Genomic DNA, 26,955 nt, shown 5'->3' with positions numbered 1-26,955 from the left:
ATCAGCTTATCGCCTCGGCACATCTTGCGCATATTGTGGGGTGTTCAGGGTTTGAACCCACTGTGGGAACCTGACACCAGCATCTTTCGCATTTCTGGTTTTCGGATGCGGTTGCGGCAACCTTGACCGTTTTGTCCTCTGAAACATAAGCACCTTCAAGGGTGTTTATGTCGGTGAGGATAAGCTCAGATACTATGAAGATTTTCTCTATCCCCTCATCAGCGGTCATGATCGCTCTGTCGGCTTCGTTAAGTCCGACGATGACCTTTGCGCCGAGGGAATGTCCTATAACCTTTTCGGCTCTCGCCAGCTCAAGGGCTTTATTAACTTCTCTTCTTATTTCGATGATCCTGTTCCATTTTGCTTCAAGAGCAGCATCTTTTATGGGCAGTGCTTTTGGGAAAAGCTCCTCAAACACGAGATCGCTTTTTCCGCTCCATTCGGGTATGAACTCCCATATCTCATCCGCTGTGAATGAGAGAATCGGCGCCATAACTATGCTCATCTCTTTTGTGATGGTGAAGAGGACAGTCTGTGCGGATCTGCGCTGGTGCGAATCTTTTTTGTATGCGTAAACCCTGTCTTTGATTATATCTAGATAGAAGGAGCTTAAGTCGTTTATGCAGTAGTTCAGGAATGTGTGGTAAAACACATGGAACTGATATTTGTCGTAAGCGCTGAATATGCGTGCTTTTACAGCCTGCCAGCGGATAAGGGCGTATTTGTCCAGATCCAGAAGCTTATCATATTCAATTGTATCCGTATCGGGGTTGAAGTCTGATATTACGCCGAGGAGATACCTTGCCGTGTTGCGGACTTTTCTGTAAGACTCAACAAGGCGGTTTATTATATCGTTTGAGATTCTGATGTCTTCCGTGTAGTCTTCCGCCGCAACCCAGAGACGAAGAACCTCTGCGCCGTATTTATCTATTATTGAGTCCGGTGTTATTGTGTTGCCTTCGGATTTGGACATCTTACGTCCTTTGCCGTCCACAACAAAGCCGTGGGTGAGGATCTCGTCATAGGGCGCTCTGCCTCTTGTCCCTACGGATTCAAGAAGTGTGCTGTGGAACCATCCCCTGTGCTGGTCGCTTCCTTCCAGATACATGTTGACCGGCCAGCCGAGTTCTTCTCTCTCTTCGCACACTGCGGCGTGTGAAACACCGGAGTCAAACCATACATCAAGGATGTCGGTTTCTTTTTTCAGCCTGCTGCCGCCGCATTTGGGGCATTTAGCGTCTTTACCGATGAACTCTTCCGTCTCCATGTCGAACCATGCGTCCGCACCGTGTTCACGGAAAGCGGCGAGGACTTTTTCCTGCACATCTTTTGGTATATAAACCTCATCGCAGTCCTGACAAGTGAAAACAGCTATGGGTACGCCCCATGTTCTCTGACGGCTGATGCACCAGTCCGGTCTGTGTTCTATCATGGCGTTTATTCTGTTCTGACCCCATGCGGGAATCCACTGAACTCTTTTTATTTCATCCAGAGCCTTTTTGCGGAGGTCATTTGTTTCCATTGATATAAACCACTGGGGAGTGGCACGGAATATTACAGGGTGCTTGCATCTCCAGCAGTGAGGGTAGGAGTGGTCTATCTTGCCGTAGGAAAGAAGAACTCCTGTTTCATCAAGAAGTTCAACTATTTTCGGGTTAGCCTTGTTTATATGTTCTCCGGCGAATATTTCAGTGTCTTTCTTGAACACACCGTAATCATCAACAGGGTTGAGAACTTCAAGACCATACTTGATGCCCACAACGTAGTCTTCCTGACCGTGTCCGGGGGCTGTGTGTACCAGTCCCGTACCTGCCTCTAAAGTTACGTGGTCGCCCAGTATTATCGCTGAATCCCTTTCATAGAAGGGGTGTTTATTCTTCAGTCCTTCAAGATCAGAGCCTTTGAAGGTTTTCACTTTTTCATATGCAGTTATCTTGAACTCGCCGAGGAGTTTTTCCAGAAGTTCTTCCGCAACAAGTATATATTCGCAGCCGAGGTTTTTGTTGTCAGCTTCGGTTATTTTTACGAGAGCATAAACAAAATCAGGGTGAACGCAGACAGCAAGGTTCGCCGGAAGTGTCCATGGAGTTGTTGTCCATATTACAGACGAAACCTTATCATCAGCACCAAGTCCGAGTTTACCCTTATCTGTATCACGAACGGGGAATTTTACATAGATTGAGTGTGATGTGTGGTTATCATACTCAACTTCCGCTTCAGCCAGAGCTGTAACACAGCTCGTACACCAGTAAACAGGTTTTGAGCCTTTGTAAACGCCGCCGTTGTTGAAGAATTTATAAAGCTCTTCAAGGGTTTTTGCTTCGTAGACATGATCCATTGTTATATAAGGATGATCCCAGTCGCCGAAACCGCCCAAGCGTTTAAACTCTTCTCTCTGTATGTCTATAAATTCCGCAGCATACTCACGGCAGAGTTTTCTTATCTGCGATTTGGAGAGTTCATGTTTTTTGCTGCCGAGTTTTTTGTCCACCTGATGCTCAATGGGCAGTCCGTGGCAGTCCCAGCCGGGTATGTAGGGCGCTTTGAACCCTTCAAATGATTTAACTTTGACTATGAAATCCTTGAGGATTTTATTGAGTGCGTGTCCGATGTGAATGTGACCGTTGGCATATGGAGGACCATCGTGAAGAATATACTTTTCGCAGCCTTCCCTTTTTTTAAGAATTTTGGAATATGCGTTTTCTTCGTCCCATTTTTTTATGCGTTCCGGTTCCCGCACGGAAAGGTTGGCTTTCATGGGAAATCCTGTTTCCGGGAGATTCAGCGTGCTTTTATAATCCATCGCGGCGGCACTCCTTATGAGATTTTTTGAGGGAAAAAATACATATCACTAAAAAGAGCAATAATCAAGAGAGGGATGGTGTTTTAAGGCTCTTAGCCCATTGTTTTATTATGATAAATGAAACACAAACGGGTATTAAGAACAGAGAAAGTGTGCAATAATGACCATTCAGAAATATTACGGAGTTTTTATATCCTATGAAAACTGCTCTTTCGGTTGATTTCCGTATGTGCCGGGCATCGGGCATCGGAACATACATCAGAAACATAATTCCTCACCTTACTGACCGCTTTGACATAACACTTCTGGGCAAAAAAGACGAAATATTTGAGTTCCCATGGGCGGAAAAGGTCCGGATTATCGAGGCTTCGTCAAAAATATATACAATTAAGGAACAGGTTGAGCTTTTCCGCAAGGTTCCTGAATGCGATGTGTTCTGGTCGCCCCATTATAATGTGCCTGTTCTGCCAGTTGTGGCGGCAAAAAGGCTTGTGACAGTGCATGATACTTATCATCTGGCGGCTGAAAGCGGTATTTTTTCCCCATTGCAGAGACTTTATGCAAAGTTTGTAATGCGCCGTGCCGTGGCTGTGTCTGATGCGGTTCTAACTGTTTCGGAGTTTTCCAAGGGCGAGATATTGAAATACTGTCCGGCGGATCCGTCTAAGATTAAGGTTGTGTATAACGCTGTTGATCAGGAGCTGTTCAGCGGGGCAAAAAATCCTGATGTTATAAAAAAATATTCCCTGCCGGAAAATTTTATTCTTTTTGTGGGAAACGTTAAGCCTAATAAAAACCTGATAACTCTCTTGAAAGCACTTAAAATTATGGAAGGAGTGAATCTGGTTATTGTCGGAAAGAGAGACGGTTTCATCACGGGGGATTCCGCCGTGGCGGAGATGGTGAATAACTCTGAAAGCTTAAAAAACAGGGTGTTTTTTACCGGTTATGTTGATGATAAAGATATTCCGTCCATTTACGCCTCTGCTTCTGTCTTTGTTTTCCCCTCATTATATGAAGGTTTTGGTATCCCGCCTCTGGAGGCTCAGTCGAGCGGCTGTCCGGTTGTTTCATCCCCTGCTGCAAGCCTGCGGGAAGTCTGTGCCGAAAGCGTTATCTACTGCGACCCGCTTGCCCCTTCTGATATTGCAGAGAAGGTCATGGATGTCCGCAGTTCATCTGATGTACGAACTGATTTGATAAATAAAGGATATGAAAATATCAGACGTTTCGGCTGGGAAAAATCAGCATTGGAGATCGCCCAAATAATCGAAGACCTTTAAAAAATCCCGCAGTTCCAAGTGCAGCAGTTCCATGGATGGAACTGCGCCGTGCGAAGCGAAGCCGTGTTTATCACGGCGCGAGCGTGTATGAAAAAAACACAGGATGTAGTTTTTTTCATAGTAAAGATAGATGCTGCCGCCGTGCGAAGCGAAGACGAACGAAGTTCGGCGTGAGCGTGTGAGTAAATCTGACAGGATGTTCAGATTTACTCTATAATTAAGGCACATGGATGTGCCCACGGAGTGAGAGCAGCGAGGAGCTTTGCTCCGCAGGCTGCGAGTGAAAAAAAACTACAGGATGTACGTTTTTTGAACGTGTTTAAATTGCCTTAGGCAATTTAAACTGTAAATTAGACTTTTTCCGGAACCTATGATAATCTTCTATGTCTTTAAGTTAGCCTTAATGTGCTGACTATTTATAAAAGGAGTTTTAGTCTATGAAAAAGAGCATTCTCGCCGTATTACTGCTTATTTCCGTTGCTGCATGCGGCGCACAGAAGGAAACAGCAAAACCTGAAGCGGATGTCTCCGCCGTTATGAAGGAAAATCTCGGCAAGTTTTTCGCTTCCAAGAACATGAATGATGTCACTTATGAAGTCGAAGTTATTGAACCTGTCGAAGGGGTTGAAGCCCTTAAGTTTGTGAAGCTCACCTTCAAAGACGCAGAAAGAAGCCAGGAACAGTACGTTTTTACTGACGGCACATATATCATTCCTGATATTACTGAAGTTGCCACAGGTGCAGGAATTAAGGACAAACTTGTCTTTAAAAATACTCCCCCCGCTGATATTGACCTCAGCAAGCTTACACTGGCATACGGCAATAAAGATGCCAAAAACTATATAGTGGAAGTAAGTGACTTTCAGTGCCCTTATTGCAGAAGAGCCCATGAGTACCTGAAAGAAAAACTCGCAGGAAAAGATGTTGCAATATATTTTATGCACTTCCCCCTCGCTTTCCACCCCAAGGCGCAGCTTTACGCAAAAGTGTTTGAAGCAGGTGCAGCTCAGAATGCTAACTTCTATGACGAGCTTTACTCCACTGCTCCCGATTTTGACGCTAAGTCAGATGAAGAAATCATAGACTATTTTGCAGCTAAAACCGCTGATGCGGCAGCATTTAAAGCGCTTGTGAACGATGAAGCGACAGCAGCAAAGATTGCAGAGCAGATGCAGGCAGCTCAGGCTATGGGCATAAGCGGAACACCGGCTCTTTACTTTAACGGCAAGCTGATAGGCGGATTTAAACCCCCTATGTTTGACCTCGCCATAGACTCTTTTAAATAAAACTATCAGGATAAAAAAAGTCCTGCGGGGGAAAGCTCTTCCGCAGGACTTTCCGGTTAAGGGGTCGGCGTTTCATTTAATAATTGTCTTGCAGTTGTCAGATTTAACGCTTATATAATCAGTCGATACTTGTAATAGGTAAAACTGATTTGTACATAAATTGTCTTTTTTGCGCTGAATTGTTATGGACTTATGAGAGTTCAGCGGAGTAAAGAAATACACAAAGAGACTCTAAGGACATCACACTGTCCGCAATATATTAAGGAAGGTGTAGTAATGGCAGCGCCCTTGGATTTTGAAGCCCCGATTATAGAGATAGAAAATAAAATTGCAGAAATAAAGAACATGTCTTCTCTTTCAGATTCTGATATGCAGAGAGAGGTTGACTCTCTCCAAAAAAGGCTCGAAAGAGTAAAAGCGAATATATACCAGCGTCTTACACCATCGCAAAAGCTTATGGTAGCACGCCATCCTGAACGCCCTTATACTCTTGATTTCATCAAACTGATGTTCACAGACTTTCTTGAACTGCACGGTGACAGGCTTTTCAGGGATGATCAGGCTCTGGTATGCGGAATTGCCAATTTCAATGATTCCCCTGTTATGGTCATCGGGCACCAGAAAGGGCGTAATACCAAGGAGAATATCCGCAGAAATTTTGGTATGGCAAGCCCCGAAGGCTACCGAAAGGCGCAGAGGATGTTTGACCTTGCAGAAAGATTCAACAGACCGATAATCACATTTGTTGACACCCCCGGCGCTTATCCGGGTATAGAAGCCGAAGAAAGAGGACAGGCGGAAGCAATAGCCAAAAGTCTTATGATGATGGCGGAACTTACTGTGCCCATGATCACCGTTATTACAGGGGAAGGCGGCTCAGGCGGAGCCCTTGCCATAGCTATGGGAAACCGTGTGCTTATGCTTGAACATTCAACATACTCAGTTATCAGCCCCGAAGGCTGCGCATCTATCCTCTGGAAAGACGCATCATACGCCGGACGTGCTGCTGAAGCCCTGAAACTTACGGCACAGGATCTTAAAGAGCTTGAAGTAATTGATGAAATTGTCAATGAACCCCTTGGCGGAGCCCACAGAAATCATCACCAGATCGCTCACAATCTCAAAACTGCCATTGCACGCCACCTTAAAGAAATAAAGTCGCTCGCACCCAAGCAGATATTTGAGCAGAGATACGATAAATTCCGCAACATGGGTGTTTTTGCGGAGTGATCATGAACGAGATCATCCGCCTTCCCGAAAGCGTTTCTAATAAAGTTGCGGCGGGCGAGGTGGTGGAAAAGCCGCTCAATGCCGTCAAGGAGCTGATGGAAAACTCCCTCGATGCAGGTGCGGACAGCATAAGCGTCGAGATAGAAGAAGGCGGGCTTGCGCTCATAAAAATAACCGACAACGGCAAAGGCATTCTTAAAAGTGATTTGCCTGCCGCTGTGGAAAGATTTGCCACCAGTAAAATCAAAGACATTGACGACATTTACAATATACATTCCTACGGTTTCAGAGGCGAAGCCCTTGCCGCCATATCATCCGTGAGTGATTTTTCCATAACAAGTGCCAGAAACGGCGAAGGTAACGAACTCCGTGTAAAATTCGGAGTTATCGAGCCCCTTCGCCCGGCTCCTTTTGTTCAGGGCACATGCGTAACTGTCAAAGAACTGTTCCGCAATGTTCCCGCACGTCTGAAGTTTTTCGGCAGTCCGCAGGGACTCGAAAGAGAAATAATCAAGTTTGTTAAGCAGTTTGCTGTTTTTGCCGATGGTGTCTCCGTTAAGGTAAAAAGCAGTGCAAAGGAGGCTTACTCCGCAGGACGGGATGAAAGCTTTCTGCAGAAAGCAAAATCTGCCCTCGGAGTGGATGAGCTTGTGTATGGGGAGAAAGAATACAGCGGTGTTTCTGTGAGGATGGCTGCAAGCCTTCCCACGGTTCAGCGATATAGAAGAGACGCTATGATAGTTGCCGTGAACGGGCGTGTGGTGAAAGACCCGGCGGTTGTTCAGGCAGTTGTGCAGGCTTACCACAGGCTGATTCCCGATAACAGATACCCAGCATGCGCAGTTGAAATAAAAGTTCGCCCTGAAGATGTTGATGTGAATGTTCATCCCGCTAAGGCAGTTGTTAAAATGCTGAATTCAAGGGATATTTTCAGCATGGTTCATGACTGCGTCCGTGAAACTCTCGACAGCCAGCGGAATAATCCGGCGGAAGATGAAGAAAAATCCGCAGTAAACGTGATGCCCGACTGGTTCAGCGGCGAAACAGGTGAGGCGAAGCAGTATTTCGTGGCGGAGGCGAAACCTGCGCTTGATATATCATCCATGATGGAAACTGTTCAGGAAAAGCCATCCTACTCAAATACATACAGAGAACAAACAGGCAAACAGCCGATTTATGAGGAGCGCCCGTACCGGATAATAGGTCAGGCTTTCGACTCACTGATAATATGCGAAATGAACGGAAGTGTCTTCTTTGTGGATCAGCATGTTGCCCACGAACGTGTGCTTTATGAAAGATTTCTTAATGAAAAAAATGTGAATATTCCGTCCATTGTGCTGTTTGAGCCCATGGTTATGGAAGCGGATGCAGATGAGATAAAAGCGGCAGAGGAAAATGCCGATGATCTTGCTGCCTTCGGTTTCGGGCTTGAGACTTTCGGCACAGACAGCCTGAAAATAGTAAAGGTTCCTGCGGATATTCTTAAGCGCAATATAGAAAAAGAGATAAGGGAAATGCTTGCTGAAATGGCTGAATGCTCCAAAGGCAGGCAGGAGGATTCCCGAATCCTTACTATGTCATGCAAATGTGCGGTGAAGGCAGGGGATAAGCTTACCTTTCCTGAAATGGACAAAATAATGGCGGATCTCCTTAAAACCTCCAATCCGCACACCTGCCCGCATGGGCGACCTATAACATATTCTCTTGATAAGGAAACTCTGTTCAGGAAATTCAACAGATGATAATTCCCATAATCACAGGAGCCACCGGAACGGGTAAAACCGCTCTGGCTATTGAGCTTGCCAGCCGCTTTAACGCAGAGATAATCAGCGCCGATGCGTATCAGGTTTACAGAGGCATGGACATCGGCACGGCAAAGCCCTCAAAGGAAGAGCTGGCGGCTGTTCCGCACCATCTTATAGATATTCTTGACCCTGATAAAACCTATTCCGCAGGGGATTTTTTTGAGCATGCGGAAAATATTGCAGACGATATTATATCACGGGGTAAATTGCCAGTAATCGCAGGCGGAACAGGGCTTTATGCAGAAACACTGATTAAAGGCATCTTCTGCGCCCCTGAAAGAGATGATGCTCTGCGTGCTGCTTTGGAGGAAGAAGGGCAGGCGCACGGCTTTGAGCTTCTGCATGAGAGGCTTAGGCAGATTGACTCTGAGTTCGCCGCATCCATTCCTCCGTCTGACAAAACACGTATAATCAGAGGGCTTGAGATAAACTCGCTATGCAGAATGAATGTCCGTGAAGCACAGAAGGTTTTTCATGTACATCCCAGGCACAAATACTCTGTTTTTCTTATTGCCGATGAACGTGAACGCATGTATGCCCGCATAAATGAGCGTGTGGTAAAGATGTTTGAAGCAGGATGGGCTGACGAGGTGGAAGACCTGCTCGCCTGCGGATATAATGAAAACATGCAGTCTTTCAAAGCTATAGGCTATCGTGAGACGGCTGCTTTAGTGAGAAAAGAGGCGGAATTTGCTTCTGTTCTGGCAACCATTCAGCAGAAAACCCGCAATTTTGCCAAACGTCAGGTAACATGGTTTAAGCATATGGAAGGGCTGACTGAGCTTCGTGCCTCTGACCCTACGAACATCGACAGGCTGTCGGCCTGTCTGCGTGATTATTAGGCTTGAAAAAAAATTAACCCTGACTTATACTTGTGAATTAACGTTATTATTACTTCCGGGGGTATTATGAGTAAAAAAGTAAATATTCAGGATGTTTTTCTTAACCATATCAGGAAAAGACGCATCGCTGTGACAATTTATTTGGTTAACGGAGTGAAGATAGAAGGACTGATAAAAGGGTTTGACAACTTTGTGATCATTCTTAAGGATGAATCACAGAAAATGATCTACAAACACGCTGTTTCCACTATCGAACCCTCCGAGGAAATTGACGAAATAGAAATGGCCTGATGGTTTTCGGCGGCGGTTTCAGAGAACCTTTAAAGGTTATTTATTTTAATGCGGTTCTGTATAACAGGGAGCATTTTCCTGAACCCGATACCGCCATCGTCAGTATTTTCGGGAAACCGTTATTTAAGTCTCAGGAGTTTGATTTCAGCCATACGGATTACTACACTCCGGAAATGGACAGACCTCAGTCTAAATATTTTGCGGGGTATGAGCTTATAGATTCGCCGGAAAGACTGGCGGAGTTCAAGATTAAGGCTGTGGAGCTTGAAAACAGCCTTATGAAGAACGGAAGAAGGTTTATAAATGTAGACCCCGGTTATGTCGCTCTTGAAAAAGTCGTGGCGGCAAGCACAAAGAACTTTACTCACAGAATATATATTGGCGGTCGGATATACGCAGATCTTCAGCTGCAGAGAAGAAAAAATGCCTACATGCCTCTGCCGTGGACATTTCAGGACTATACGTTTCCACAGGCATTGGAACTGTTTGAAAAAATGCGGAATCACCTGATTGCAGAAACGCATACAGGTTCATCTGAATAAACAGGCATAGTTATAAGGACAGGGTATGGAGCTTTCCACCTCTTTGTTTATCAGCCTTGAAACGGATGATGACACCGCATTAAGTTTCTTTACAGAAAACCGTGTACCCGCAGGGGATGAACCTTTGTGGGTTAAATGCGTTCTGGAGAAACGGCGTGCGCTTGCCAAACCTATGTATGACTGGCTTAAAGAGCGGACTGATCTATACGGTATTTTGTGCAGTGATCCTTCCCTGAGCGGGGAGCTTTTTACGTTTCTTTGCCGTATGATGAAAAACTCTCCGGCTTTTTTTAACGCTGTTGCGGCTCATAAAGGAATTAAAACAGAAATTTTCACTGCTTTTGCCCAGTCCGCTGAGGAAGATATTCTGGAACACCTTGCTGATTCGGATATCCTTATAGATGAACCTTCTCTTGCAGTGCTTATGCTCAGAAATCCGTTTCTAAGCGATCAGGCAGCGGCAAGAGTCACCGGAATTTCAGGTTTTCAGCCTGATTTTGAGGTGAAAAAAGAGCTTGAGGACAACCTTTACGGGCAGATTCAGAAAATGAGCATAGCCCAGAAGATAAAACTTGCTTCCAAGGGCAACAAACAGGCTCGCGGACTTCTTGTACGCAGCCCGAATAAGCAGATTTCCGGTGCTGTGATGCGTAATCCCCGCATGACGGAGGATGAAGTCGAATTCCTTGTGAAGAATAAAAGCACTTCGGAGCATATTTTCCGTGAAGTTGCCTTGAACAAGGAATGGATGAAAAGCTATACTATCATCAGCGCTATGGCTAAAAACCCCAAGACTCCGCTTGATATAACAATGGGACTTGTGGGCAGGCTTATGGCGCAGGATGTGGAATATATCGCAAGATCCAGGGAAGTGCCCGCCACTCTGAGACAGACGGCGGCTAGAATTGTGGAGCAGAAGGCGAAAAAATCATGAAAGCAGGCTTAGTTTACTTTGCGCTTATAGCCGGACTGGTTCTTTACCTGTTTTTCGGTCACAACGGTGTGCTGAAATACAGGGAACTGGTGGGGCTGAAAAATGCTTATGAATCGCAGCTCATGGAAATGGATGCCAAAATAAAAAGCCTTCAGAAAGAGCTTGAAGCTATAAAAAAAGATAAGGAATATCTTGAGCTTCTCATCAGGAAGGAGCTTAACATGCGTTCACCGGATGAGGACATATATATAATAGGCAATGAAACGGTTCACAGTAACGGAGATAACCGCAGCAATTAAAAACCTGCTTGAGGGCACTTTCAGAGAGACAGTCACCGTCAGCGGGGAGATAACCGGTTATTCCGTTTCACCCAGAGGACACATCTACTTCTCACTGAAAGACGATAAGGCGAAGATAAGGGTGGCGATGTTTAAAAGCGCCTCCTCCTCCGCACGTTCATACACGCCCAAAAACGGGGATTCCGTTGAGGTTACAGGGGAACTCAAGCTTTATGAAACCGACGGTGCCTACCAGATAATTGCCCGTAAGATAGAGTATGATTCTGTGGGGCTGTTCTGGCAGAAGTTTGAGGAAACAAAACGCAGACTTGAGGCTGAGGGGCTTTTTGATGAGTCCCGCAAGAAGCCTGTGCCTGAACTTCCCGAACGTATAGCATTGATAACATCCCCTACCGGAGCGGCTGTAACGGACTTTATAACCACCGCTAAAAAGACCGGCGGCAGATTTGTGATAGACATCTGGCCTGTTCCTGTTCAGGGGAAAGAGGCGGCACTGCCTATTATAAAAGCCCTGAACACGGCGGGAAGCCTCACTGGTATTTATGATGCCGTTGTCCTCATGAGAGGCGGCGGTTCGCTTGAGGATCTGGCTGTTTTCAGCGAGGAACTGGTGGCAAGAGCCGTTGCGGCAACCGCTGTTCCGTGCATTTCCGCAGTGGGTCATGAGAGGGATTTCTCAATATGCGATTTCACGGCGGATTTAAGGGTGGCGACACCTACGGCGGCTGCGGTTAAACTTTCTGAGGGCTATGCTGTCAGAGAAAAAGAACTCGCCGTTTATCAGGACAGAATATCCGCATTCATGGAAAACAGGCTCAACCGTCTGAATCAGAGGATGGATTTTCTGGGGCGCAGACTCGGTGCATCATCCCCTGCGGCTAAGATAGCTTCTCTCAAAAACATGCTTGGCTCAAGGGAACAGAAAATAGCCTCAAAAATGCGTGAAAAATTATTCAGCGCTTCCCGAAGGCTTGATGTATGCGGTAATATAGTCAGGAAGCATCACCCCGGAATACGCATAGAAAAAATGAAAAGCAGAACAGACAGCGCCTACAGAGTGCTTAAAACACTGGCTCTGGATGCTCTGAAGGAAAATAAACAGAAACTTGAGCTTCTCAGTGCGAGGCTCGGCGGGGTAAGCCCTGAAAAGGCTCTGGAAAGAGGCTACGCACTGGTAAGTATAAACAACAGGTTGGTCAGGAAGGCAAAAGACGTCCATCTCGAAGATGAACTTGAAATTAGATTCAATGACGGCTATATTAACACCTTCGTCACCGGCAGGAAACTTTCGGAGGATGGCAATGGAAAGAATTCCGATAACAAAAGAAGGGTTTCAAAAGGTCAAAAAAGAACTGGAGAGACTCAAGACGACTGAAAGAAAAGAGGCGGTGGAAGCCATTGCCGAGGCGAGAAGCCACGGAGATCTGAGCGAAAACGCCGAATATGACGCCGCAAAAGAAAGGCAGGGAATGATAGAAGCGAGAATAGCCGAGCTTGAAGGAAAAATCGGCAGATTCGACGTTATAGATATCTCCTCGCTTTCTTCCGAAAAAGTAATCTTCGGGGCGACTGTTACCGTGGAAAATATCGATACTGAAGAAAGAAAAACCTACAAAATAGTAGGTCCGGATGAGGCTGATATAAGCAGCGGCACAATTTCCATTCTTTCACCTCTGGCAAGAGCCCTTGTGAACAAAAAGGTCGGTGATGAGACCATTGTTCAGGCACCCGGCGGTGAAATCGAATACGAAATTATAGAAATATCTTTCAAATAAACCTATTAACAAATGCCCTCCGGTATTAAGGAGGGCATTTTTGTTCCTTTTACCTGTACTTTTATATAACCCGCACACTATTTTAGCTGTATAATATCTTTGTATTCAGGTTTCTTGACGCATTAGGAGGAAACTATGCATTTCGGCAGGACAGCATTAATAATTCTGGCGGTGTTCGCTACGTTTTCAGTGATATATGCTGAGACATTTGAAGAATATATGAAATCGCAGATGGATGAATTTCAGCAGTTTAAAGATGAAAGAGACAAGGAGTTCACTGCGTTTCTGAAAGAAATGTGGATCAGGGTTGAGACGGAAGAGCCCATAAAGCAGATTGATGAGCCTAAACCCATCAAAATGCCTGTTGCACCGCCCCATGAAGAACCGGCTCCTTTACCTGTTGTGAAGCCTGTTCCTGAACCGCTTCCTCCTCTTCCTGTTAAACCCGCACCCGCACCTGTTGCCCCTGAGGAGCCTAAAGCGCCTGTTAAACCCGAACCTGCACCTGACGTTGTTAAACCCGAACCGTCTCCTGCTCCTGTCATTAAACCTGAGCCGGAAATTGCTGTTATTCCCCAGCCTGCTCCCGTACCTGTTCCTGAACCTGTTATTGTTACACCTCCGTCAATTAAGGGCAGACCTCTTGAATTTGTGTTTTTCGGCAGTTCCGTCAGGCTCGGATACGATACAAAACTTACCCTCGGTGCAGAGGCACCATTAAACAGTAAAAAGCTTGGTGAATTTTGGGAAAAAGCAGCGCTTGCCGATTATGAACCACTTATGAATAACCTGCTTAAATATAAAAAAGAGCTTAAAATGACCGACTGGGGCTTTATACTTCTTGTCAGTGAAACTGCGGGGAAAATTGCCGCCGACAGAAACGGGAAGGTTCTTCTCACATGGTTTGTATTAAGCAAAGCCGGATATGAAACGAGGGCTGCGTATGACAAAAACAATGTCTACCTGCTTGTTCCCGCCGATACCAAGCTTTATGGAGTTTCATATTTTACCCTTAAGGACAAAAGATACTACGCAGTTTCCGCTGACGGCTTCATAAACAACCTCGGCAGTGTCTACACCTATGAGAAAAGCTACCCCGAAGCGGATCGCTACATGGATTTCCGCATGACGGATTATCCTGAACTGGGCAGAAAAGTTTCAGAGAGAGATTTGAGCTTCACTTACGGCGGTCAGACTTTCAAAATAAAAGTTCCGTATAATATGAATGACATAATATATCTGAAATATCACCCGCAGACCGATGTCAACCTCTACGGCGAGGCAGGACTTCCTGAGTGGGCAGGGAAACCGCTCATCGCACAGCTTGCTCCTATTATAAAAGGAAAAAGTGATGAGGAAGCTGTTAACATTCTTCTGAAATTTGTGCAGACAGCCTTCAAATACGCCACAGATGATCAGCAGTTCGGCAGAGAAAAGTTCCTTTTCGCCATGGAGACAATCTATTACCCTTATTCCGACTGCGAGGACAGAAGCATACTTTTCACATATCTTGTGAAACAAATGCTCAAACTTGATGTGGTATTTCTCGACTATCCGGGGCACATAGCTGCTGCAGTGGCATTTAAGAATAACGTTAAGGGCGATTATGTGACATTTGAGGGTAAACGCTACACAGTGACTGACCCCACCTATATAAATGCAACAATAGGCATGACAATGCCTCAGTTTGCCAAAAACACACCGAAAGTTGTAAAATTCTGAAGCAAGTGCCGGGCGGAAAGCTCCGTCCGGCTTATTTTAATATTTTTATTATTTCAGGCAGCATGTCTTTTTCAAAATTCTGCGCCTCATGTCCGCCTTCTGCGAACGGATAGAAGTTAATTCCATGTCTGGCACATGCTTCTCTTATCCCTTCCGGTTCTATGACATCGTCATCCATATTCATGAATATGTGCAGCTTTGACGCATTGGCGGTCAATAATTCCGTTGATTTGAGGCTTATCAGCTTTTCAGCATCGATATGGTCAATTCCTGCTTCTTTTTCCATGATTGAGTGAATGCGCTGATCCAGATAAAAAGACGGATTTATTCCTATGCCTGTGATACCAAGGCGTGCTGCGAGATTCAGGGCAAAATAACCGCCGAAGGAAGAACCCGCCAGAGCATCATATCCTTTGGCGTCTGAGGCATCCGGCGTTCTGTTGTAAGGGAATATATCAACATCATACAAGCGTGAAAGGTGTATGTATTTCTGGCTGTTCTTTGTGTTCACCGCTCTTTCCGCCACATGAGCAAGACCCGGAAAATAAAGAATTTTCATATTATCCTCATAACTGATTTTTATTACGGCGCAAAGCCAAACCTCTCTTGATTATAATGGACAAAATTTAGTAAACTGGAAACCTGAAATTAAGGAAGTGATTATGAAAATTGTCTCATTCAACGTAAACAGTGTAAGGAAAAGAACGGCGCATATAGCCTCATTTGCGGAAGAAAACGGAGCGGACATTATTGCGCTTCAGGAAACCAAAACGGAGGATGAGTTTTTTCCGGCGGGAGAGTTTGCGGAGATGGGCTTTCACAGCGAATACTACGGACAGAAAACCCATTACGGCGTGGCTGTTATCTCAAAACAGAAGCCCGTCAGCGTTGTCAAAGGCATTCCCGCTGAAGGCGAGCAGAAACGTTTTATTATGTGCAGATATGACACCCCAAAAGGGGCACTCAGCATTATTAACTGTTATTTCCCACAGGGAGAAAGCAGGGATACGGAAAGAAAATTCACCATGAAGCGTGAGTTTTACGCCGGAGTGGCGGAGTATATAAAAACAAATTTTAAGGAAGGCGACCTGTATGCCCTTGTGGGTGATTTCAATGTCGCCTACACCGACCTTGATGTAGGTATCGGGGCGGACAGTGTGAAAAGATGGCTCAAGGAAGGCAAGTGCTGCTTTCTGCCGGAGGAGAGGGAGTGGATGAGTATGTTTTACTCCGTAGGTATGAAGGATACATACCGTCTGGTTCATCCCGATTCGACCGAGCTTTTTTCATGGTTCGACTACAGAAGCAAGGGCTTTGAGCGTGATCCCAAGCGTGGGCTGCGTATTGACGCTGTTCTTGCCAGCCCGGCTTTGGCGGAATTCACTTCCGGCGCTGGAATAGACTACAATACAAGGGGAATGGAATCCCCATCTGACCACTGTCCCGTCTGGGCAGAATTCAGCCTTTAGAAGAGCTAGATATGGCAAATATGCTTGTAATGCTTTACAGCTTCGTCATGGGAATCGTGATGAAGCGTTCAGGACGTTTCCCATCGGAAACTGCGAATGTTCTTAACCAGTTCATAATAAATATAACATTCCCTGCTGTGACACTGCTTTATATCCATGAGCTTGAGTTCAGCATGGATCTTATCTTTCCGGCTCTTATGGGGATGATAGTCTTCTGTGTCGGTGCGGGTTTTTTCCTTGTTATCGGCAAAATTTTTAAGCTGAATGACAAAACCATCGGCTGTCTCATGCTCTCCGGAGGTCTTGGAAATACATCCTTTGTGGGTTTTCCCATGATAAATGCCTTTTACGGCGAAGATATGATCGGTATCGGTGTTTTATGCGATCAGGGCTCATTTTTTGTCCTTTCCACTCTGGGCATTATGGTTGCCGCAAAATACGCATCCGGTAAGGTAAGCTCTTGGGATATAGTGAAAAAAGTGGTCATGTTCCCGCCTTTTCAGGCTATGGTGATCGCTCTTATTCTTAAACCAATTGTTTTTCCCTCATGGATGATAGACTTCCTGCGTGCGCTGGGTGCTACTGTTACTCCACTTGCCCTTGCTTCCGTGGGCTTTCAGCTTCATCTGGGAGATATAAAGACTGCTTACGGCAGGTTGGGGATCGGTCTTTTGTATAAACTTATTATCGCTCCCTTTGTCATATTCCTGCTGTATGTCTTCGTATTCGGAGCAAGAGGGCAGGCTATTCAGGTTACTGTGTTTGAGGCTGCCATGGCTCCCATGGTTACTTCCAGCATAATAGCGGCGGAAAACGGTCTGGACAGACCCTTGACAGCACTTATGGTAGGGGTGGGAATACCTCTTTCTTTTCTCACTGCTGCGGCATGGTATTACCTGCTGCTGTGGGTATAAAAAAAATTATTAAAAGGTTGGGATATGTTCATCGAAAAAGTATCAAGTGAATTCTCGCTCAGAACCTCTAATGTTAAAAACCTCATTGAACTTCACCTCGAAGGGAACACTGTTCCTTTCATCGCCCGTTACAGAAAAGAGATGACAGGCGGTATGGAAGCCGAGGACATAAGGGCGGTTATTGAGAGATACGAATACATAGTGAATCTGGAAAAGCGTAAGGAAGAGGTTATAGAGGCTATCAGAGAGCGTGAAAAGCTCACGCCGGAGCTTGAAAAAGCCATTCGTGCCGCTGAAACCCTTAAGGATGTGGAAGATCTTTACGCTCCTTACAAATCAAAACGCAAAACCAAAGGCGATATAGCCAGAGAAGCGGGGCTTCTCCCCCTTGCGGATTATATAAGAGGCAGGGAGGACTTGAGCGGACTTGAGGCTGAAGCGGCAAAATATCTCAATGAGACAGTTGCGGATGTTCCTCAGGCACTTGAGATGGCGGCGGATATAATCTCCGAGGACATAGGCAGAGACCCCGAAATCAGAACCAGAATCCGAGAACTTTATGCAACAACAACTCTTGTGACCTGCGAAAAGAGAAAAGAGGTCACAGACAGAACATCATACGAAGACTATTATGAATATGAGGAAAAGATAACCACTCTGCCGCCCCACAGGGTTCTTGCCATTTTCAGAGGCGAGAGGGAAAAAGTACTCAAAGTAAAGCTGACTCCAGATGAGGAACGCTGTCTGGCTGCGGTGACGGGTCTTTCCGCTCAGAAAGGGATGAAACTTAATGATATTACCCTTAAATGTTCTAACACTGCATTGAAAAAGACAATCAGCGTGTCCGCAGAGCTTGATCTCCGCTCAACTTTGAGAGAAGAAGCGGAGCTGAAAGCCATAGATGTTTTTGCAAAGAACCTGAAAAGTCTGCTTCTTACCCCTAAAGTGAAAGGCAAGGTTATAATGGGGATTGACCCCGCATACAGAACAGGCTGCAAGTTTGCCGTTGTTGATGAAACAGGCAGGCTCCTTGACTGGGGTGTTATGCACCCCACCAAACCGCAGGAGGATATAGAAGGAAGCAGAAGGATGTTTCTTGAATCCATGAAAAAATGCGGCATTACAGCGGTGGCTATCGGTAACGGAACCGCAAGCCGTGAGACGGAAGAGTTCGTTGCGGAGCTGATAAAAGATAAAGAGCTTAAAATAACATACACCATAGTCAGTGAGGCGGGGGCGTCTGTTTATTCCGCAGGCGAGGTCGCAGCAAGGGAGTTCCCCGAGCTTGATGTAACAATCAGAGGAGCAATCTCCATCGCCAGAAGGGTAATTGACCCACTGAGCGAGCTTGTTAAGATAGAACCCCGCTCGATCGGCGTGGGGATGTATCAGCATGATGTAAACCCGAAGAAACTTAATGAAAGCCTTGAAAATGTGGTTGAGGATGTGGTGAACAGTGTGGGGGTTGACCTGAACACCGCCAGCCCTTCACTTCTTCAGTATGTGGCGGGGCTTACCAAAAGTACGGCTGAAAAAATTGTTGCTCTGCGTGAGAAAATAGGGCGCTTCATGAGCCGCAAACAGCTTATGGAGGTTGACGGCATAGGTCAGCAGACTTTCCTTCAGTGTGCGGGCTTCCTCAAGGTTTATGACGGTGAGGAACCAATGGACGCCATGTTTATCCACCCTGAAAGCTACGAGGGAACTTATTCGCTTTTAGAGAAACTGAATGTTTCGCTGAAAAATACGGAGCTTATCAAGCTTGCGCTGAAAAATAAAAATATCAGAAAAATAGCTGAAGAAACAGGGCTTGGCGAATTTACAATGAAAGATATTCTGGACAGTCTTGAAAAGCCTGACCGTGATATAAGAGACAGCCTTGACCCGGTAATATTCAAAAAGGGCGTGGTAAATCTTGATGACATAAAAGAAGGAATGATGCTTCAGGGCAAGGTCACTAATGTTGTGGATTTTGGCGCATTTGTTGACCTCGGACTGAAAAATGACGGTCTGGTGCATATTTCGCATCTTGCGGATAAATTTATCAAGCATCCGTCGGATGTTGTTTCCGTGGGTGATAACGTTAGTGTCCGTGTTCTCTCTGTGGATAAGGACAGGGGCAGAGTTTCGCTCACAATGAAAAGCAGATAAGGATTTTTTTCGTTGTCAATTGTACAAATAGTTGTACATTATATAGCAGGAGGTATGATATGGATGCTAAAAACTATTCTCAGGTTCGTCAAAATATGGCAAGCACAATGGAATATGTGTGCGATACCCATGAACCTGTTATCATTACAAGAAAAAATGCCAAGCCTGTTGTTATGATGTCTCTGGAAAGCTACAACTCTCTTCAGGAGACAGTTTATCTGCTGAAAAGCCCTGAAAATGCGGCAAAGCTGGCTAAAAGCATTGATGAATATGAAAAAGGCAAAAGCTTTGTTAAAGAGCTGATAGAAGATGATAGTCTGGACTGAGACAGCATGGGATGAATATCTCTACTGGCAGAAGAACGACAGAAAGATCCTGAAAAGGATTAATGAACTGATAAGAGATATACACAGAAGTCCATTTGAGGGAATAGGTAAACCGGAGGCTCTTAAGTTCAGTCTTGCCGGTAAATGGTCAAGGCGTATAGATCATGAACACAGACTTGTGTACCAGATTGATAATAGTCATATTGTTATATTACAGTGCAAATATCACTATTAAATCAAAAATCATGTCCCTTCGCCCTTTAAGGCGAAGGGTTTTCTTATTCCACCTCGATCAGTGAGGCGGTTTTCTCCGACATTGTAATTACAACGCCTTCAAAAGTATGGAGGACTATTTCCTGTTCGGCGTCAAGATCAACACGTTTTCCGCTTTCTATTCCTTCCATTGACAAGACAGAGCCGATGTTTATGTCAGCATTGTTAAGGAAAGTGGCTATTTTTTTCCCCGCTGCAATTCCAGAGACTTTAAACTCAACTCCTTTTGGTGAGAAGGTGAACTGAAAGTTTTTCCTGTTCACAGTGTCGCCTATTATCATAGCGGCGACAGCCTCGGAGATTCGTACTCTGTTTTTATGGTTAACATTAACCACATACTCCATAGGGGGCAGACTTTTGATTATCTTAAGCTTCATTCTGGGTTTTATTCCCAGCATGGCGAGGCGTTTAGCGTTTTTTTCACATTTGCCGAGGCTGTAGGTGATTACTGTGGCTGAAGGAGCAGCATCATAAAAAGGTTTTGGAGAACCACTCCCCGCACGGACAGTGATATGCTTGGCGAGCTGGCCGCTTATCACTCTTACGCCGTTTTTAGTATCAACCTTAACGGTGGAGTATTTAACATCATCCAGATCAAGCTTGGTTACGGCACTGCCTTTATAGAGACCAAGTGCGGCGAGCTTCTGCGCCGATTCCCCCTGCGGAGTATTCTTGATTCTGTAGCAGTAACCGCTTTCGGCGTTTTTAAGGTTAAGCATCTACTTCTCCTTTTTATGTTTTACGCCGTAAGAGGAAAGACTCAGGGCGTAAATCAGTGTCGAAAGCGTGGTTCCGTTATGGAGCAGGGCGCTTGTCAGCGGGCTTATTCTGCCCATGAGTGAGAGAGCGACTGTAGCTGTGTTCACGCCTATGTTAAACCGGAACATCTGTTTGATAACCTTCATGGTTTTAACCGCAAGCACACGTGCTTTCACAATTCCCATGAGATCTTCCCGCAGGAGTATAACTGCTGCGGTTTCCTTAGCCAGATCCGCACCCTGCGGAAGGCTTATGCCAACATCTGCCGTGAGGAGTGCCGGTGCATCGTTTACGCCGTCACCTGCGAAGGCGATTCTGCATCCCTGCTGTTTAAGCTTTTTGACTATGCCCGCTTTGTCTTCAGGCTTCATTTCGTAATAAACGTCGTCTATTCCAAGGAGTTCTGCAACATGCAGAGCAGAGTCACGGTGGTCTCCAGTGATCATCACGGTTTTTTTGATGCCGTTTTTCTTTAACTCTTTTATAACCTGTGCGGATTCATCACGCAAGGTATCTTTGAGGGCAATCAGCCCGCAGAGCATACCGTCTATGGCGACATAAAGTATTGTCTGCCCCTTGGTGCGCATTTTCTGTGCATCTTCATCGGAAAAACAACATACGACTTTTTCGTCTTCAGCAACGAAGTGATGGCTTCCCACCAGAACGTTTTTTCCGCCCACATATGCAGAAACACCGTGAGCTATTATGAAGTCCACTTCGCCTGTATGCTCAAGGTCAAGGTTTCTGTTTGCCGCTTCCTTCACCACGGCAGAGGCTATTGGGTGGGAGTAATACTCCTCTGCGGATGCGGCGATTCGCACTATTTCATTTTCTGTATATCCGTTATAGGGCTGAACCTCCGTTACGGAGAGTGTCCCTTTTGTGAGCGTTCCTGTTTTGTCAAAAATGATTGTGTCCACTTCCGACAGGTTTTCAAGTGCCTGTGCGCCTTTGATAAATATGCCTTCTGTGGCGGCGTTGTACATGCTTGCCTTGATGGCTGTAGGGGTGACAAGCTGCAATGCGCATGAGTAATCCACGGAAAGAACAGACGATGCACGCCTGAAATCCCTCGTGAGCAGAAGTGTTGCCAGCCCTGCGGCGAATGTCACGGGAACCATTTTATCTGCCGCAGCAAATGCTTTGACTTCTGTTCTGGACTGGTTTTTAAGGGAGTTGCTTATAAATTTTGCTATCCTTGCTGTTGTGGTTTCTGAACCCACTTTCTCTGCTTCGATGATAATTTTGCCTTCAGCCATCACTGTGCCGGAATATACATAGTCTCCGGGCTTGATGTGAACGGGCAGGCTTTCACCGGTTACGGATGCCTGATTTACAAGCCCTTCTCCTGATGCGACTTTTCCGTCCACAGGAATCATCTCCCCTGAACCGGCACGCACCATATCCCCGATCTGGAGATCGCCCACTGCTGTTTTCTCCTCTGATTGTCCTCTCACTACCCAGACGTACTCAACTTCCGGTTTAATGAGGCTTTTCAGCATCTTGTCAGATCTATATTCGGCGGATTCCTCAAGGTAATGACCGAGGTTAAGGAGGAATGTGATCGAACCTGCGGTGAAGTAGTCTTTTCTGGCGAGGAGCATGGCTATAACAGCCGCATCCAGTACCTCAACCTTGAGCCCTCTGGTGAATAGGGTTTCTATACCCTCCATCATGATCGGTGCAGCACCGAGATATGTGAGGGGGCGTCTTAATCCCTGAGGCAGAAACAATTTGAGAATCCACATTGTTCCCGCCCAGTAGACATTGATTAAATCGGGGGAGTTCTGAAGCTCTTCCTCAGCGTTGAAAACCGTATGGCTGAACGCTGAAAGAACATCCAGAACATCGCCCCGTACATCTGTTTTTTTGTCAAAGTTTACTACTGCCGTTTGTGCCTTCTGGTTTACACGGACGGATTTCACGCCCTTGATCTGCTCCAGACCGGATTCCACCAGTGTGGCATCCAGAGCAGGATTGCCCAGAACGGGAGCCTTGAGGCGGATACGCCCCGGCATGTCATGCACTATTCCGACTTTTTCCAGTCCGGTGAAAAACATTGAGCCTAAAATGACAGCACCTTCTAACTTTTCATATTTTCGGGATAAAGGTAGTTGTGGTAAATGCTTAAACCGACAAGGGCAACACCTGATGCCACATGGAGATGCTTAGCGGCTTTGCCTTTGCCGAACCCTGTCACAACAGTTGCTGCCATTGTGAATATCAGGGCGTTTTTAACAAGCTTACGTTTACGCATTACGGCAGACGGATTCTTTTTTTTCTTTTTTACCGTTGCCTTGCTTTCGCCGCTCACTTTATTCTCCTTCGACTTCCGCCTGAACGTCTCTTATCTGTTCTTTCAGTTCTTCAACGCCGGACTGAAGACCGCCCCAAACCTTGACAACGCCTTTTACTATGGCTTTCTTGACAGCAGGGTTAGTGAGAAGGATCGCAAGCCCTGCGCCCACAGCAAAACCCTTAACATAGCTAGGCTCACGGAAGTTAAACCACTGTTTAAGGTGGGGATAAACGGAATGATCCGCATACTGCTGCTGGGGATAGGGGTAGGGATAATATCCATACTGCGGTGCCTGCTGCTGAGCCTGAGGGTTCTGGGGATTCTGTTTCTGATCGCTCATGTTCGTCTCCTTTTTTTTTTATATTATTCTGATTTTACAGGTTCTTTTGCTTTACACGCTTTTTCGACTGATGAATCGAGCAGGTATTTTGTGCCTGCCGCCACAGCGAAAACCGTAAGTATTCCGAACACGCCGCCGAGGCGGAGAAGGCTTGCCGCTGCAACGCCCACTGCTGTTGCTGCTCCTGCGCCCGCTGCATCTTTTGCTGTTTTCTTTGCAGCTTCCTCTTTGGTTATTTTGCCTTCTTTAACATCCTTTGCCTGTTTAGCTGCGGATACTGCTCCGCCCACTACCGCACCTGCTGCCGCTCCGACAACGGATGCTCCTGTTACAGCTTTTGTAAGATGGTGCATAATATCCTCCTTTATTCAGCGTCTTCGGCATCGTCTGTCATGCCGCCGAGTGTTTTAGAGAAAATACTCATCAGCGAGTCTTTAATGGAATCATTTGAAAAAAGCATGGCAACGCCCGCTCCTATAAGCATTCCTTTTACAAAATCGCTCCCTGACGCATCCGCAAACTTGCCCATGGCTGAAAGATGCGGATTTTCCTTGATCATGTCCCCGAATTTGCCGAAAATCATTCCGAACGGGTCTTCAGGGTGATGCTGCTCCTCATGATGCTGGTGATGCGGCTCATGGGGCATCTGGGGCATATAGCCGTAAGGCGGCTGCTGCGGCATGTATCCGTATGGTGGCGGAGGTGGCGGCATATACCCATAAGGCATCTGCTGTGGCATATACCCGTACGGAGGCTGGGGCGGCATAGGCATATAGCCGTATGGCGGTGGCGGAGGAGGGGGCATGTAGCCGTATGGGGGCTGCTGGAACCCGAAGTCGGGCTGTCCCATAAACTCTTCTCCGTTTGGTGCGTATCCGTAGGGTGCTTCAAATCGATCTCCGGCGGGCATTTCGCCGCCTTCCGGTTTCTCCGATGCTCTGAAGGCATTCTGAGGAGTGTTTTCTTTTCCTTTTTCTTTTTCCGATGCAGAATCTTCCTGCAGTGAATCGGTGCAGCTTTCTTCTTTTACGGGATTTTCCGCATCCGCGGCTTTTTTTCCCATGTACTGCCTCCTTATGATTGCAGATAAGTGTCTTCGTATCTTTTAAGAATCTCCCTGCAAACTTCAGTATCTTTTGTTGTTATCAGTTTTTCAAATGTTTTGGGGTCTATTATGTTCGGGTCATAGCGTATAACTACTGAACGAGCCATTATGTTAACCCGTGTGTCAAGCACTCCGGGGAGGCTGCTGCTTATATGCTCCAGTTTCTTACTCACGGGATCCTTCACCACGGAAGGGTCAACCTTAAGCCTTATTCTGCCTTCCACATGGTGTGCCACTGTGACATATTTCTTTGCCGCAATTAAATCTTCGAGCATTTTTCCCCATCCTCCGAGAGTTCCGCCGCTTCCGAATCTATTACGGAAAGTGGCTGCATTTCATATTTCAAAAGTCTGGAAGAATTGCCGAGAACGCCCGCAGTGTGGGCTATATGCAGAAGCCCTGCCATAACAGGGGGCAGCAGTCCCGCAGCACCGAGCAGCGCACCGGCTATGTTTGAGCCTGTAGCGAGCATAAAGTTCTGGTGTATAACTTCCTTTGTTTTTCTGCTGAGTTTTCTTAAGTACAGTATTTTTTCAAGGTCATCGTCAACAAGGGCTATATCCGCTGCCTCCACCGCAACATCAGAACCTGCGGCGCCCATGGCTATGCCTAGGTCAGCTTTTGCTAATGCAAGTACATCGTTTATGCCGTCACCTATCATGGTTACTTTGTGATACTGCTGAATATCGGCAACTATGTCCGCCTTCTGTTCCGGCAGAACGGAGTAGTGGCATTTATTAAAGCCAAGCCTGTCCGCCATTGCCTGTGCGGAGTATTTTTCATCTCCGGTGACAAGGATGAACTCCTTCACCCCTTCTTCACGCAGACCGTTTATGACCGCTTCAACATTCTCCTTCTGTTTGTTTTCCACAGTGAGAATGCCGATTACTTTTCCGTCTTCAGCCACATATATGACGCTTAATCCCTGCTGTTCGGCTTCCTTTGAGGGCTTTTCGAGCTTGGATATATTTATTCCGTATTTATTCATCAGTTTTGCGTTGCCGATAAATATCTCACGCCCCATAGACTCGGCACGGACACCCATTCCAAGAATGGTTTCGCATACTGCGTGGGTGGTTTCAGCGCTGCACATCTCTCTTGCTTTGTCACGTATGGCAACGGCAACAGGGTGCCTGTTGTGAAGTTCTGCGGTGTATGCTGAGTATATTACATCGTATTCTGTTTTTCCTTTGATGGGGACAATGGAGATAACCTTCGGCTCATCTGTGGTGATTGTGCCTGTTTTGTCAAAGCAGAAGGATTCCTGTGAACCTGCTTCCTCAAGGTATCTGCCGCCTTTGATAAGGATGCCCTTTGATGCGGCGTTGGATATGGCGGCACTTACTGCGGATGATGCTGCAAGAACTGTTGCACAGGGGCATGCCATAACAAGGAGGACAGAAAACGCCCTGTAAAAGCTGCAGGTTATTACAAAGGTGCCGAGGGTCATCCAGAAGCCCGTGTTTACAAGCTTCCTTGCCAGTCTGTCCGCCTCAAGTTCAATGGGTGCTTTATTGCCGAGGGAGTCTTCGACAAGGCAGAGAATTCTTGCCAGATAGGTTGAATCACCGACGTGACTTGCCTTAACATATATGAGCCCGTTCTGCACGTAGGTTCCGGCGAATACCTGCTCGCCCTCAAATCTGTGGACCAGCTCACTGCGCCCGTTTATTGAGGCTTCGTTTATCGCTGCTTCACCGCAGGTTATGAGACCATCCACAGAGATCTTTTCGCCGGTGTGTATCACCACTGTATCGCCTGCGTGTATCTGCTCCACAGGGACTTCGATCTCCTGCCCGTCTCTGTACACAAAGGCTGTTTTGGATGTTACGTCCAGAATATTCTTAATTGCCTTGCGGGATTTCTCTGTGACGTATCCGTTCAGCAGGTCGCTGCCTGTGTTTACCCAGAGTATCTCAAGAGCTGTGAGGGCTTCGCCCGCTATGGCTGCGGATGCCACTCCCGCACCGAGGAAGCTGTTTAGGGATATTTTGCCTGTTTTTCCGAAGTCACTGACCGCTTTTGCAATTAAGGGTACTGAAAATGCTGCTGCAATGAGCCCCAGAGGGCTGAAGAGCGACTGACTGACTGCCAGCCGGAATATTTTTGTGCGTATGAACACACCGCCGAGAACAGCGGAGAGTATGCCGAATTCGGTTGCAGTCGTGTTGGCTTTGGGGCGCTCATTTCTTACGCAGACACAGCCCTCTCTTTTGCATGCCGGCGCATTAAAAGATGCACGGGGCAGGGGCTTAACCTCTGTGATTCTTTTGATGAGGTCTGAGGGGAGAATGGCAGTGCAGTCATAGTTTATGACTATGTTTCCGCCGATGTGACTGCATCTGGCAGCGCTTACTCCTTCGAGTTTGAGGAGGGACTTCTCCACTGACTCCGCAAGGGAGGGTGAGCCGATCATCTCTTTATATTTCAGGCGGATTCGCCCTTTGAGTGAGTGCTTAACTGTTATCAATTTAGCCACCTATAACTTTATTAAGGGCATGGTTAAC

27 protein-coding genes are annotated in these 26,955 nt (G+C 46.3%); 17 read left to right on the top strand and 10 right to left on the bottom strand.

From position 1 onward, the window contains the following. Nucleotide 1 precedes the first annotated feature (1 nt). Entirely contained in the window at nt 2–2,803 is a 2,802-nt protein-coding gene (gene ileS, locus ACYRYY_RS03760; RefSeq protein WP_460214168.1) for an isoleucine--tRNA ligase, read from the bottom strand. Nucleotides 2,804–3,000: 197 nt separating this feature from the next. Here ileS and ACYRYY_RS03755 point away from each other — a divergent pair, with 197 nt between their 5' ends. From ACYRYY_RS03755 to ACYRYY_RS03700, 12 genes are all read left to right on the top strand, one after another. Continuing rightward, the gene (locus ACYRYY_RS03755; RefSeq protein WP_460214167.1) at nt 3,001–4,086 is read left to right on the top strand and encodes a glycosyltransferase family 4 protein; all 1,086 of its coding nucleotides are present in this window, start codon (nt 3,001–3,003) and stop codon (nt 4,084–4,086) included. Between the two features lie 437 nt (nt 4,087–4,523). Next, nucleotides 4,524–5,372 (top strand): DsbA family protein, encoded by an 849-nt coding sequence (locus ACYRYY_RS03750; protein WP_460214166.1) that lies wholly within the window; start codon nt 4,524–4,526, stop codon nt 5,370–5,372. A 276-nt stretch (nt 5,373–5,648) separates the two neighbouring features. After that, on the top strand, nt 5,649–6,602 hold the full coding sequence (locus ACYRYY_RS03745; RefSeq protein ID WP_460214165.1) for an acetyl-CoA carboxylase carboxyltransferase subunit alpha: 954 nt from the start codon (nt 5,649–5,651) through the stop codon (nt 6,600–6,602). Nucleotides 6,603–6,604: 2 nt separating this feature from the next. Further along, nucleotides 6,605–8,344, top strand: coding sequence for a DNA mismatch repair endonuclease MutL (mutL, locus tag ACYRYY_RS03740; protein ID WP_460214164.1), 1,740 nt, complete (start codon nt 6,605–6,607; stop codon nt 8,342–8,344). Next, on the top strand, nt 8,341–9,249 hold the full coding sequence (miaA, locus tag ACYRYY_RS03735; RefSeq protein ID WP_460214163.1) for a tRNA (adenosine(37)-N6)-dimethylallyltransferase MiaA: 909 nt from the start codon (nt 8,341–8,343) through the stop codon (nt 9,247–9,249). Before mutL ends, miaA begins: the two co-directional genes overlap by 4 nt. Nucleotides 9,250–9,312: 63 nt before the next feature. Next, nucleotides 9,313–9,540: an RNA chaperone Hfq gene (hfq, locus tag ACYRYY_RS03730; protein ID WP_460216451.1), complete on the top strand. Its 228-nt coding sequence runs from the start codon at nt 9,313–9,315 to the stop codon at nt 9,538–9,540. Further along, the gene (locus ACYRYY_RS03725) at nt 9,540–10,082 is read left to right on the top strand and encodes a DUF4416 family protein (protein WP_460214162.1); all 543 of its coding nucleotides are present in this window, start codon (nt 9,540–9,542) and stop codon (nt 10,080–10,082) included. The genes hfq and ACYRYY_RS03725 overlap by 1 nt, the downstream gene beginning before the upstream one ends. A 25-nt stretch (nt 10,083–10,107) precedes the next feature. Beyond that, nucleotides 10,108–11,016, top strand: a complete 909-nt coding sequence (locus ACYRYY_RS03720; RefSeq protein WP_460214161.1) for a hypothetical protein — start codon at nt 10,108–10,110, stop codon at nt 11,014–11,016. Beyond that, nucleotides 11,013–11,315 carry an FtsB family cell division protein gene (locus ACYRYY_RS03715; RefSeq protein ID WP_460214160.1) on the top strand — a complete coding sequence of 101 codons (303 nt, stop codon included), beginning with the start codon at nt 11,013–11,015 and terminating at the stop codon, nt 11,313–11,315. Before ACYRYY_RS03720 ends, ACYRYY_RS03715 begins: the two co-directional genes overlap by 4 nt. After that, on the top strand, nt 11,275–12,690 hold the full coding sequence (gene xseA, locus ACYRYY_RS03710) for an exodeoxyribonuclease VII large subunit (RefSeq protein WP_460214159.1): 1,416 nt from the start codon (nt 11,275–11,277) through the stop codon (nt 12,688–12,690). Before ACYRYY_RS03715 ends, xseA begins: the two co-directional genes overlap by 41 nt. After that, the gene (greA, locus tag ACYRYY_RS03705; RefSeq protein ID WP_460214158.1) at nt 12,617–13,090 is read left to right on the top strand and encodes a transcription elongation factor GreA; all 474 of its coding nucleotides are present in this window, start codon (nt 12,617–12,619) and stop codon (nt 13,088–13,090) included. Before xseA ends, greA begins: the two co-directional genes overlap by 74 nt. A 135-nt stretch (nt 13,091–13,225) precedes the next feature. Next, nucleotides 13,226–14,812 (top strand): hypothetical protein, encoded by a 1,587-nt coding sequence (locus ACYRYY_RS03700; protein ID WP_460214157.1) that lies wholly within the window; start codon nt 13,226–13,228, stop codon nt 14,810–14,812. 31 nt (nt 14,813–14,843) lie between these two features. Here ACYRYY_RS03700 and ACYRYY_RS03695 read toward each other — a convergent pair whose 3' ends face one another. Beyond that, complete coding sequence (locus tag ACYRYY_RS03695) at nt 14,844–15,371, bottom strand: YqiA/YcfP family alpha/beta fold hydrolase (protein WP_460214156.1); 528 nt, start codon at nt 15,369–15,371, stop codon at nt 14,844–14,846. 103 nt (nt 15,372–15,474) lie between these two features. Between ACYRYY_RS03695 and xthA the strand changes: the two genes are divergently transcribed. From xthA to ACYRYY_RS03670, 5 genes are read left to right on the top strand one after another with little or no spacing between them, the layout of a single operon-like run. Further along, nucleotides 15,475–16,281, top strand: a complete 807-nt coding sequence (xthA, locus tag ACYRYY_RS03690) for an exodeoxyribonuclease III (protein ID WP_460214155.1) — start codon at nt 15,475–15,477, stop codon at nt 16,279–16,281. 11 nt (nt 16,282–16,292) lie between these two features. Next, entirely contained in the window at nt 16,293–17,195 is a 903-nt protein-coding gene (locus ACYRYY_RS03685) for an AEC family transporter (RefSeq protein WP_460214154.1), read from the top strand. A 24-nt stretch (nt 17,196–17,219) separates the two neighbouring features. Beyond that, a complete protein-coding gene (locus tag ACYRYY_RS03680) occupies nt 17,220–19,346 on the top strand; it encodes a Tex-like N-terminal domain-containing protein (RefSeq protein ID WP_460214153.1) in 2,127 nt (708 codons plus the stop codon). 59 nt (nt 19,347–19,405) lie between these two features. Beyond that, nucleotides 19,406–19,672: a type II toxin-antitoxin system Phd/YefM family antitoxin gene (locus tag ACYRYY_RS03675; protein ID WP_460214152.1), complete on the top strand. Its 267-nt coding sequence runs from the start codon at nt 19,406–19,408 to the stop codon at nt 19,670–19,672. Beyond that, the gene (locus ACYRYY_RS03670) at nt 19,656–19,907 is read left to right on the top strand and encodes a Txe/YoeB family addiction module toxin (protein WP_460214150.1); all 252 of its coding nucleotides are present in this window, start codon (nt 19,656–19,658) and stop codon (nt 19,905–19,907) included. The genes ACYRYY_RS03675 and ACYRYY_RS03670 overlap by 17 nt, the downstream gene beginning before the upstream one ends. Before the next feature lie 43 nt (nt 19,908–19,950). Here the strand turns inward: ACYRYY_RS03670 and ACYRYY_RS03665 are convergent, their stop codons facing one another. From ACYRYY_RS03665 to ACYRYY_RS03630, 8 genes are read right to left on the bottom strand one after another with little or no spacing between them, the layout of a single operon-like run. Continuing rightward, nucleotides 19,951–20,664: a hypothetical protein gene (locus ACYRYY_RS03665; protein WP_460214149.1), complete on the bottom strand. Its 714-nt coding sequence runs from the start codon at nt 20,662–20,664 to the stop codon at nt 19,951–19,953. Continuing rightward, on the bottom strand, nt 20,665–22,764 hold the full coding sequence (locus ACYRYY_RS03660; protein ID WP_460214148.1) for a heavy metal translocating P-type ATPase: 2,100 nt from the start codon (nt 22,762–22,764) through the stop codon (nt 20,665–20,667). A gap of 23 nt (nt 22,765–22,787) precedes the next feature. Further along, nucleotides 22,788–23,018, bottom strand: coding sequence for a hypothetical protein (locus tag ACYRYY_RS03655; RefSeq protein ID WP_460214147.1), 231 nt, complete (start codon nt 23,016–23,018; stop codon nt 22,788–22,790). Nucleotide 23,019: 1 nt separating this feature from the next. Further along, nucleotides 23,020–23,343: a YtxH domain-containing protein gene (locus tag ACYRYY_RS03650; RefSeq protein WP_460214146.1), complete on the bottom strand. Its 324-nt coding sequence runs from the start codon at nt 23,341–23,343 to the stop codon at nt 23,020–23,022. A gap of 23 nt (nt 23,344–23,366) precedes the next feature. Then, the gene (locus tag ACYRYY_RS03645; RefSeq protein ID WP_460214144.1) at nt 23,367–23,696 is read right to left on the bottom strand and encodes a hypothetical protein; all 330 of its coding nucleotides are present in this window, start codon (nt 23,694–23,696) and stop codon (nt 23,367–23,369) included. A gap of 11 nt (nt 23,697–23,707) precedes the next feature. Then, nucleotides 23,708–24,406 (bottom strand): hypothetical protein, encoded by a 699-nt coding sequence (locus tag ACYRYY_RS03640; protein WP_460214142.1) that lies wholly within the window; start codon nt 24,404–24,406, stop codon nt 23,708–23,710. An 11-nt stretch (nt 24,407–24,417) separates the two neighbouring features. Further along, nucleotides 24,418–24,723 (bottom strand): HMA2 domain-containing protein, encoded by a 306-nt coding sequence (locus tag ACYRYY_RS03635; RefSeq protein WP_460214141.1) that lies wholly within the window; start codon nt 24,721–24,723, stop codon nt 24,418–24,420. After that, nucleotides 24,708–26,918: a heavy metal translocating P-type ATPase gene (locus tag ACYRYY_RS03630; protein ID WP_460214140.1), complete on the bottom strand. Its 2,211-nt coding sequence runs from the start codon at nt 26,916–26,918 to the stop codon at nt 24,708–24,710. Before ACYRYY_RS03630 ends, ACYRYY_RS03635 begins: the two co-directional genes overlap by 16 nt. Between the last annotated feature and the right edge of the window lie 37 nt (nt 26,919–26,955).

The sequence above is a fragment of the Geovibrio sp. ADMFC3 genome (assembly GCF_054687035.1).
Note: the sequence above shows the minus strand (reverse complement) of the source record. Positions and strands in the feature narration are given on the sequence as shown.

Excerpts from the sequence above, each read along its gene's own strand:
- ACYRYY_RS03640 (WP_460214142.1), bottom strand. The coding sequence starts at position 24,406 with ATGGGAAAAAAAGCCGCGGATGCGGAAAATCCCGTAAAAGAAGAAAGC.
- ACYRYY_RS03745 (WP_460214165.1), top strand. The coding sequence starts at position 5,649 with ATGGCAGCGCCCTTGGATTTTGAAGCCCCGATTATAGAGATAGAAAAT.
- xseA (WP_460214159.1), top strand. The coding sequence starts at position 11,275 with ATGAAACGGTTCACAGTAACGGAGATAACCGCAGCAATTAAAAACCTG.
- ACYRYY_RS03695 (WP_460214156.1), bottom strand. The coding sequence starts at position 15,371 with ATGAAAATTCTTTATTTTCCGGGTCTTGCTCATGTGGCGGAAAGAGCG.
- ACYRYY_RS03755 (WP_460214167.1), top strand. The coding sequence starts at position 3,001 with ATGAAAACTGCTCTTTCGGTTGATTTCCGTATGTGCCGGGCATCGGGC.
- ACYRYY_RS03650 (WP_460214146.1), bottom strand. The coding sequence starts at position 23,343 with ATGAGCGATCAGAAACAGAATCCCCAGAACCCTCAGGCTCAGCAGCAG.
- ACYRYY_RS03720 (WP_460214161.1), top strand. The coding sequence starts at position 10,108 with ATGGAGCTTTCCACCTCTTTGTTTATCAGCCTTGAAACGGATGATGAC.
- xthA (WP_460214155.1), top strand. The coding sequence starts at position 15,475 with ATGAAAATTGTCTCATTCAACGTAAACAGTGTAAGGAAAAGAACGGCG.
- ACYRYY_RS03725 (WP_460214162.1), top strand. The coding sequence starts at position 9,540 with ATGGTTTTCGGCGGCGGTTTCAGAGAACCTTTAAAGGTTATTTATTTT.
- ACYRYY_RS03700 (WP_460214157.1), top strand. The coding sequence starts at position 13,226 with ATGCATTTCGGCAGGACAGCATTAATAATTCTGGCGGTGTTCGCTACG.
- ileS (WP_460214168.1), bottom strand. The coding sequence starts at position 2,803 with ATGGATTATAAAAGCACGCTGAATCTCCCGGAAACAGGATTTCCCATG.
- ACYRYY_RS03750 (WP_460214166.1), top strand. The coding sequence starts at position 4,524 with ATGAAAAAGAGCATTCTCGCCGTATTACTGCTTATTTCCGTTGCTGCA.
- ACYRYY_RS03660 (WP_460214148.1), bottom strand. The coding sequence starts at position 22,764 with ATGTTTTTCACCGGACTGGAAAAAGTCGGAATAGTGCATGACATGCCG.
- miaA (WP_460214163.1), top strand. The coding sequence starts at position 8,341 with ATGATAATTCCCATAATCACAGGAGCCACCGGAACGGGTAAAACCGCT.
- ACYRYY_RS03680 (WP_460214153.1), top strand. The coding sequence starts at position 17,220 with ATGTTCATCGAAAAAGTATCAAGTGAATTCTCGCTCAGAACCTCTAAT.
- greA (WP_460214158.1), top strand. The coding sequence starts at position 12,617 with ATGGAAAGAATTCCGATAACAAAAGAAGGGTTTCAAAAGGTCAAAAAA.
- ACYRYY_RS03645 (WP_460214144.1), bottom strand. The coding sequence starts at position 23,696 with ATGCACCATCTTACAAAAGCTGTAACAGGAGCATCCGTTGTCGGAGCG.
- ACYRYY_RS03675 (WP_460214152.1), top strand. The coding sequence starts at position 19,406 with ATGGATGCTAAAAACTATTCTCAGGTTCGTCAAAATATGGCAAGCACA.
- ACYRYY_RS03665 (WP_460214149.1), bottom strand. The coding sequence starts at position 20,664 with ATGCTTAACCTTAAAAACGCCGAAAGCGGTTACTGCTACAGAATCAAG.
- mutL (WP_460214164.1), top strand. The coding sequence starts at position 6,605 with ATGAACGAGATCATCCGCCTTCCCGAAAGCGTTTCTAATAAAGTTGCG.
- ACYRYY_RS03670 (WP_460214150.1), top strand. The coding sequence starts at position 19,656 with ATGATAGTCTGGACTGAGACAGCATGGGATGAATATCTCTACTGGCAG.
- ACYRYY_RS03685 (WP_460214154.1), top strand. The coding sequence starts at position 16,293 with ATGGCAAATATGCTTGTAATGCTTTACAGCTTCGTCATGGGAATCGTG.
- ACYRYY_RS03635 (WP_460214141.1), bottom strand. The coding sequence starts at position 24,723 with ATGCTCGAAGATTTAATTGCGGCAAAGAAATATGTCACAGTGGCACAC.
- ACYRYY_RS03715 (WP_460214160.1), top strand. The coding sequence starts at position 11,013 with ATGAAAGCAGGCTTAGTTTACTTTGCGCTTATAGCCGGACTGGTTCTT.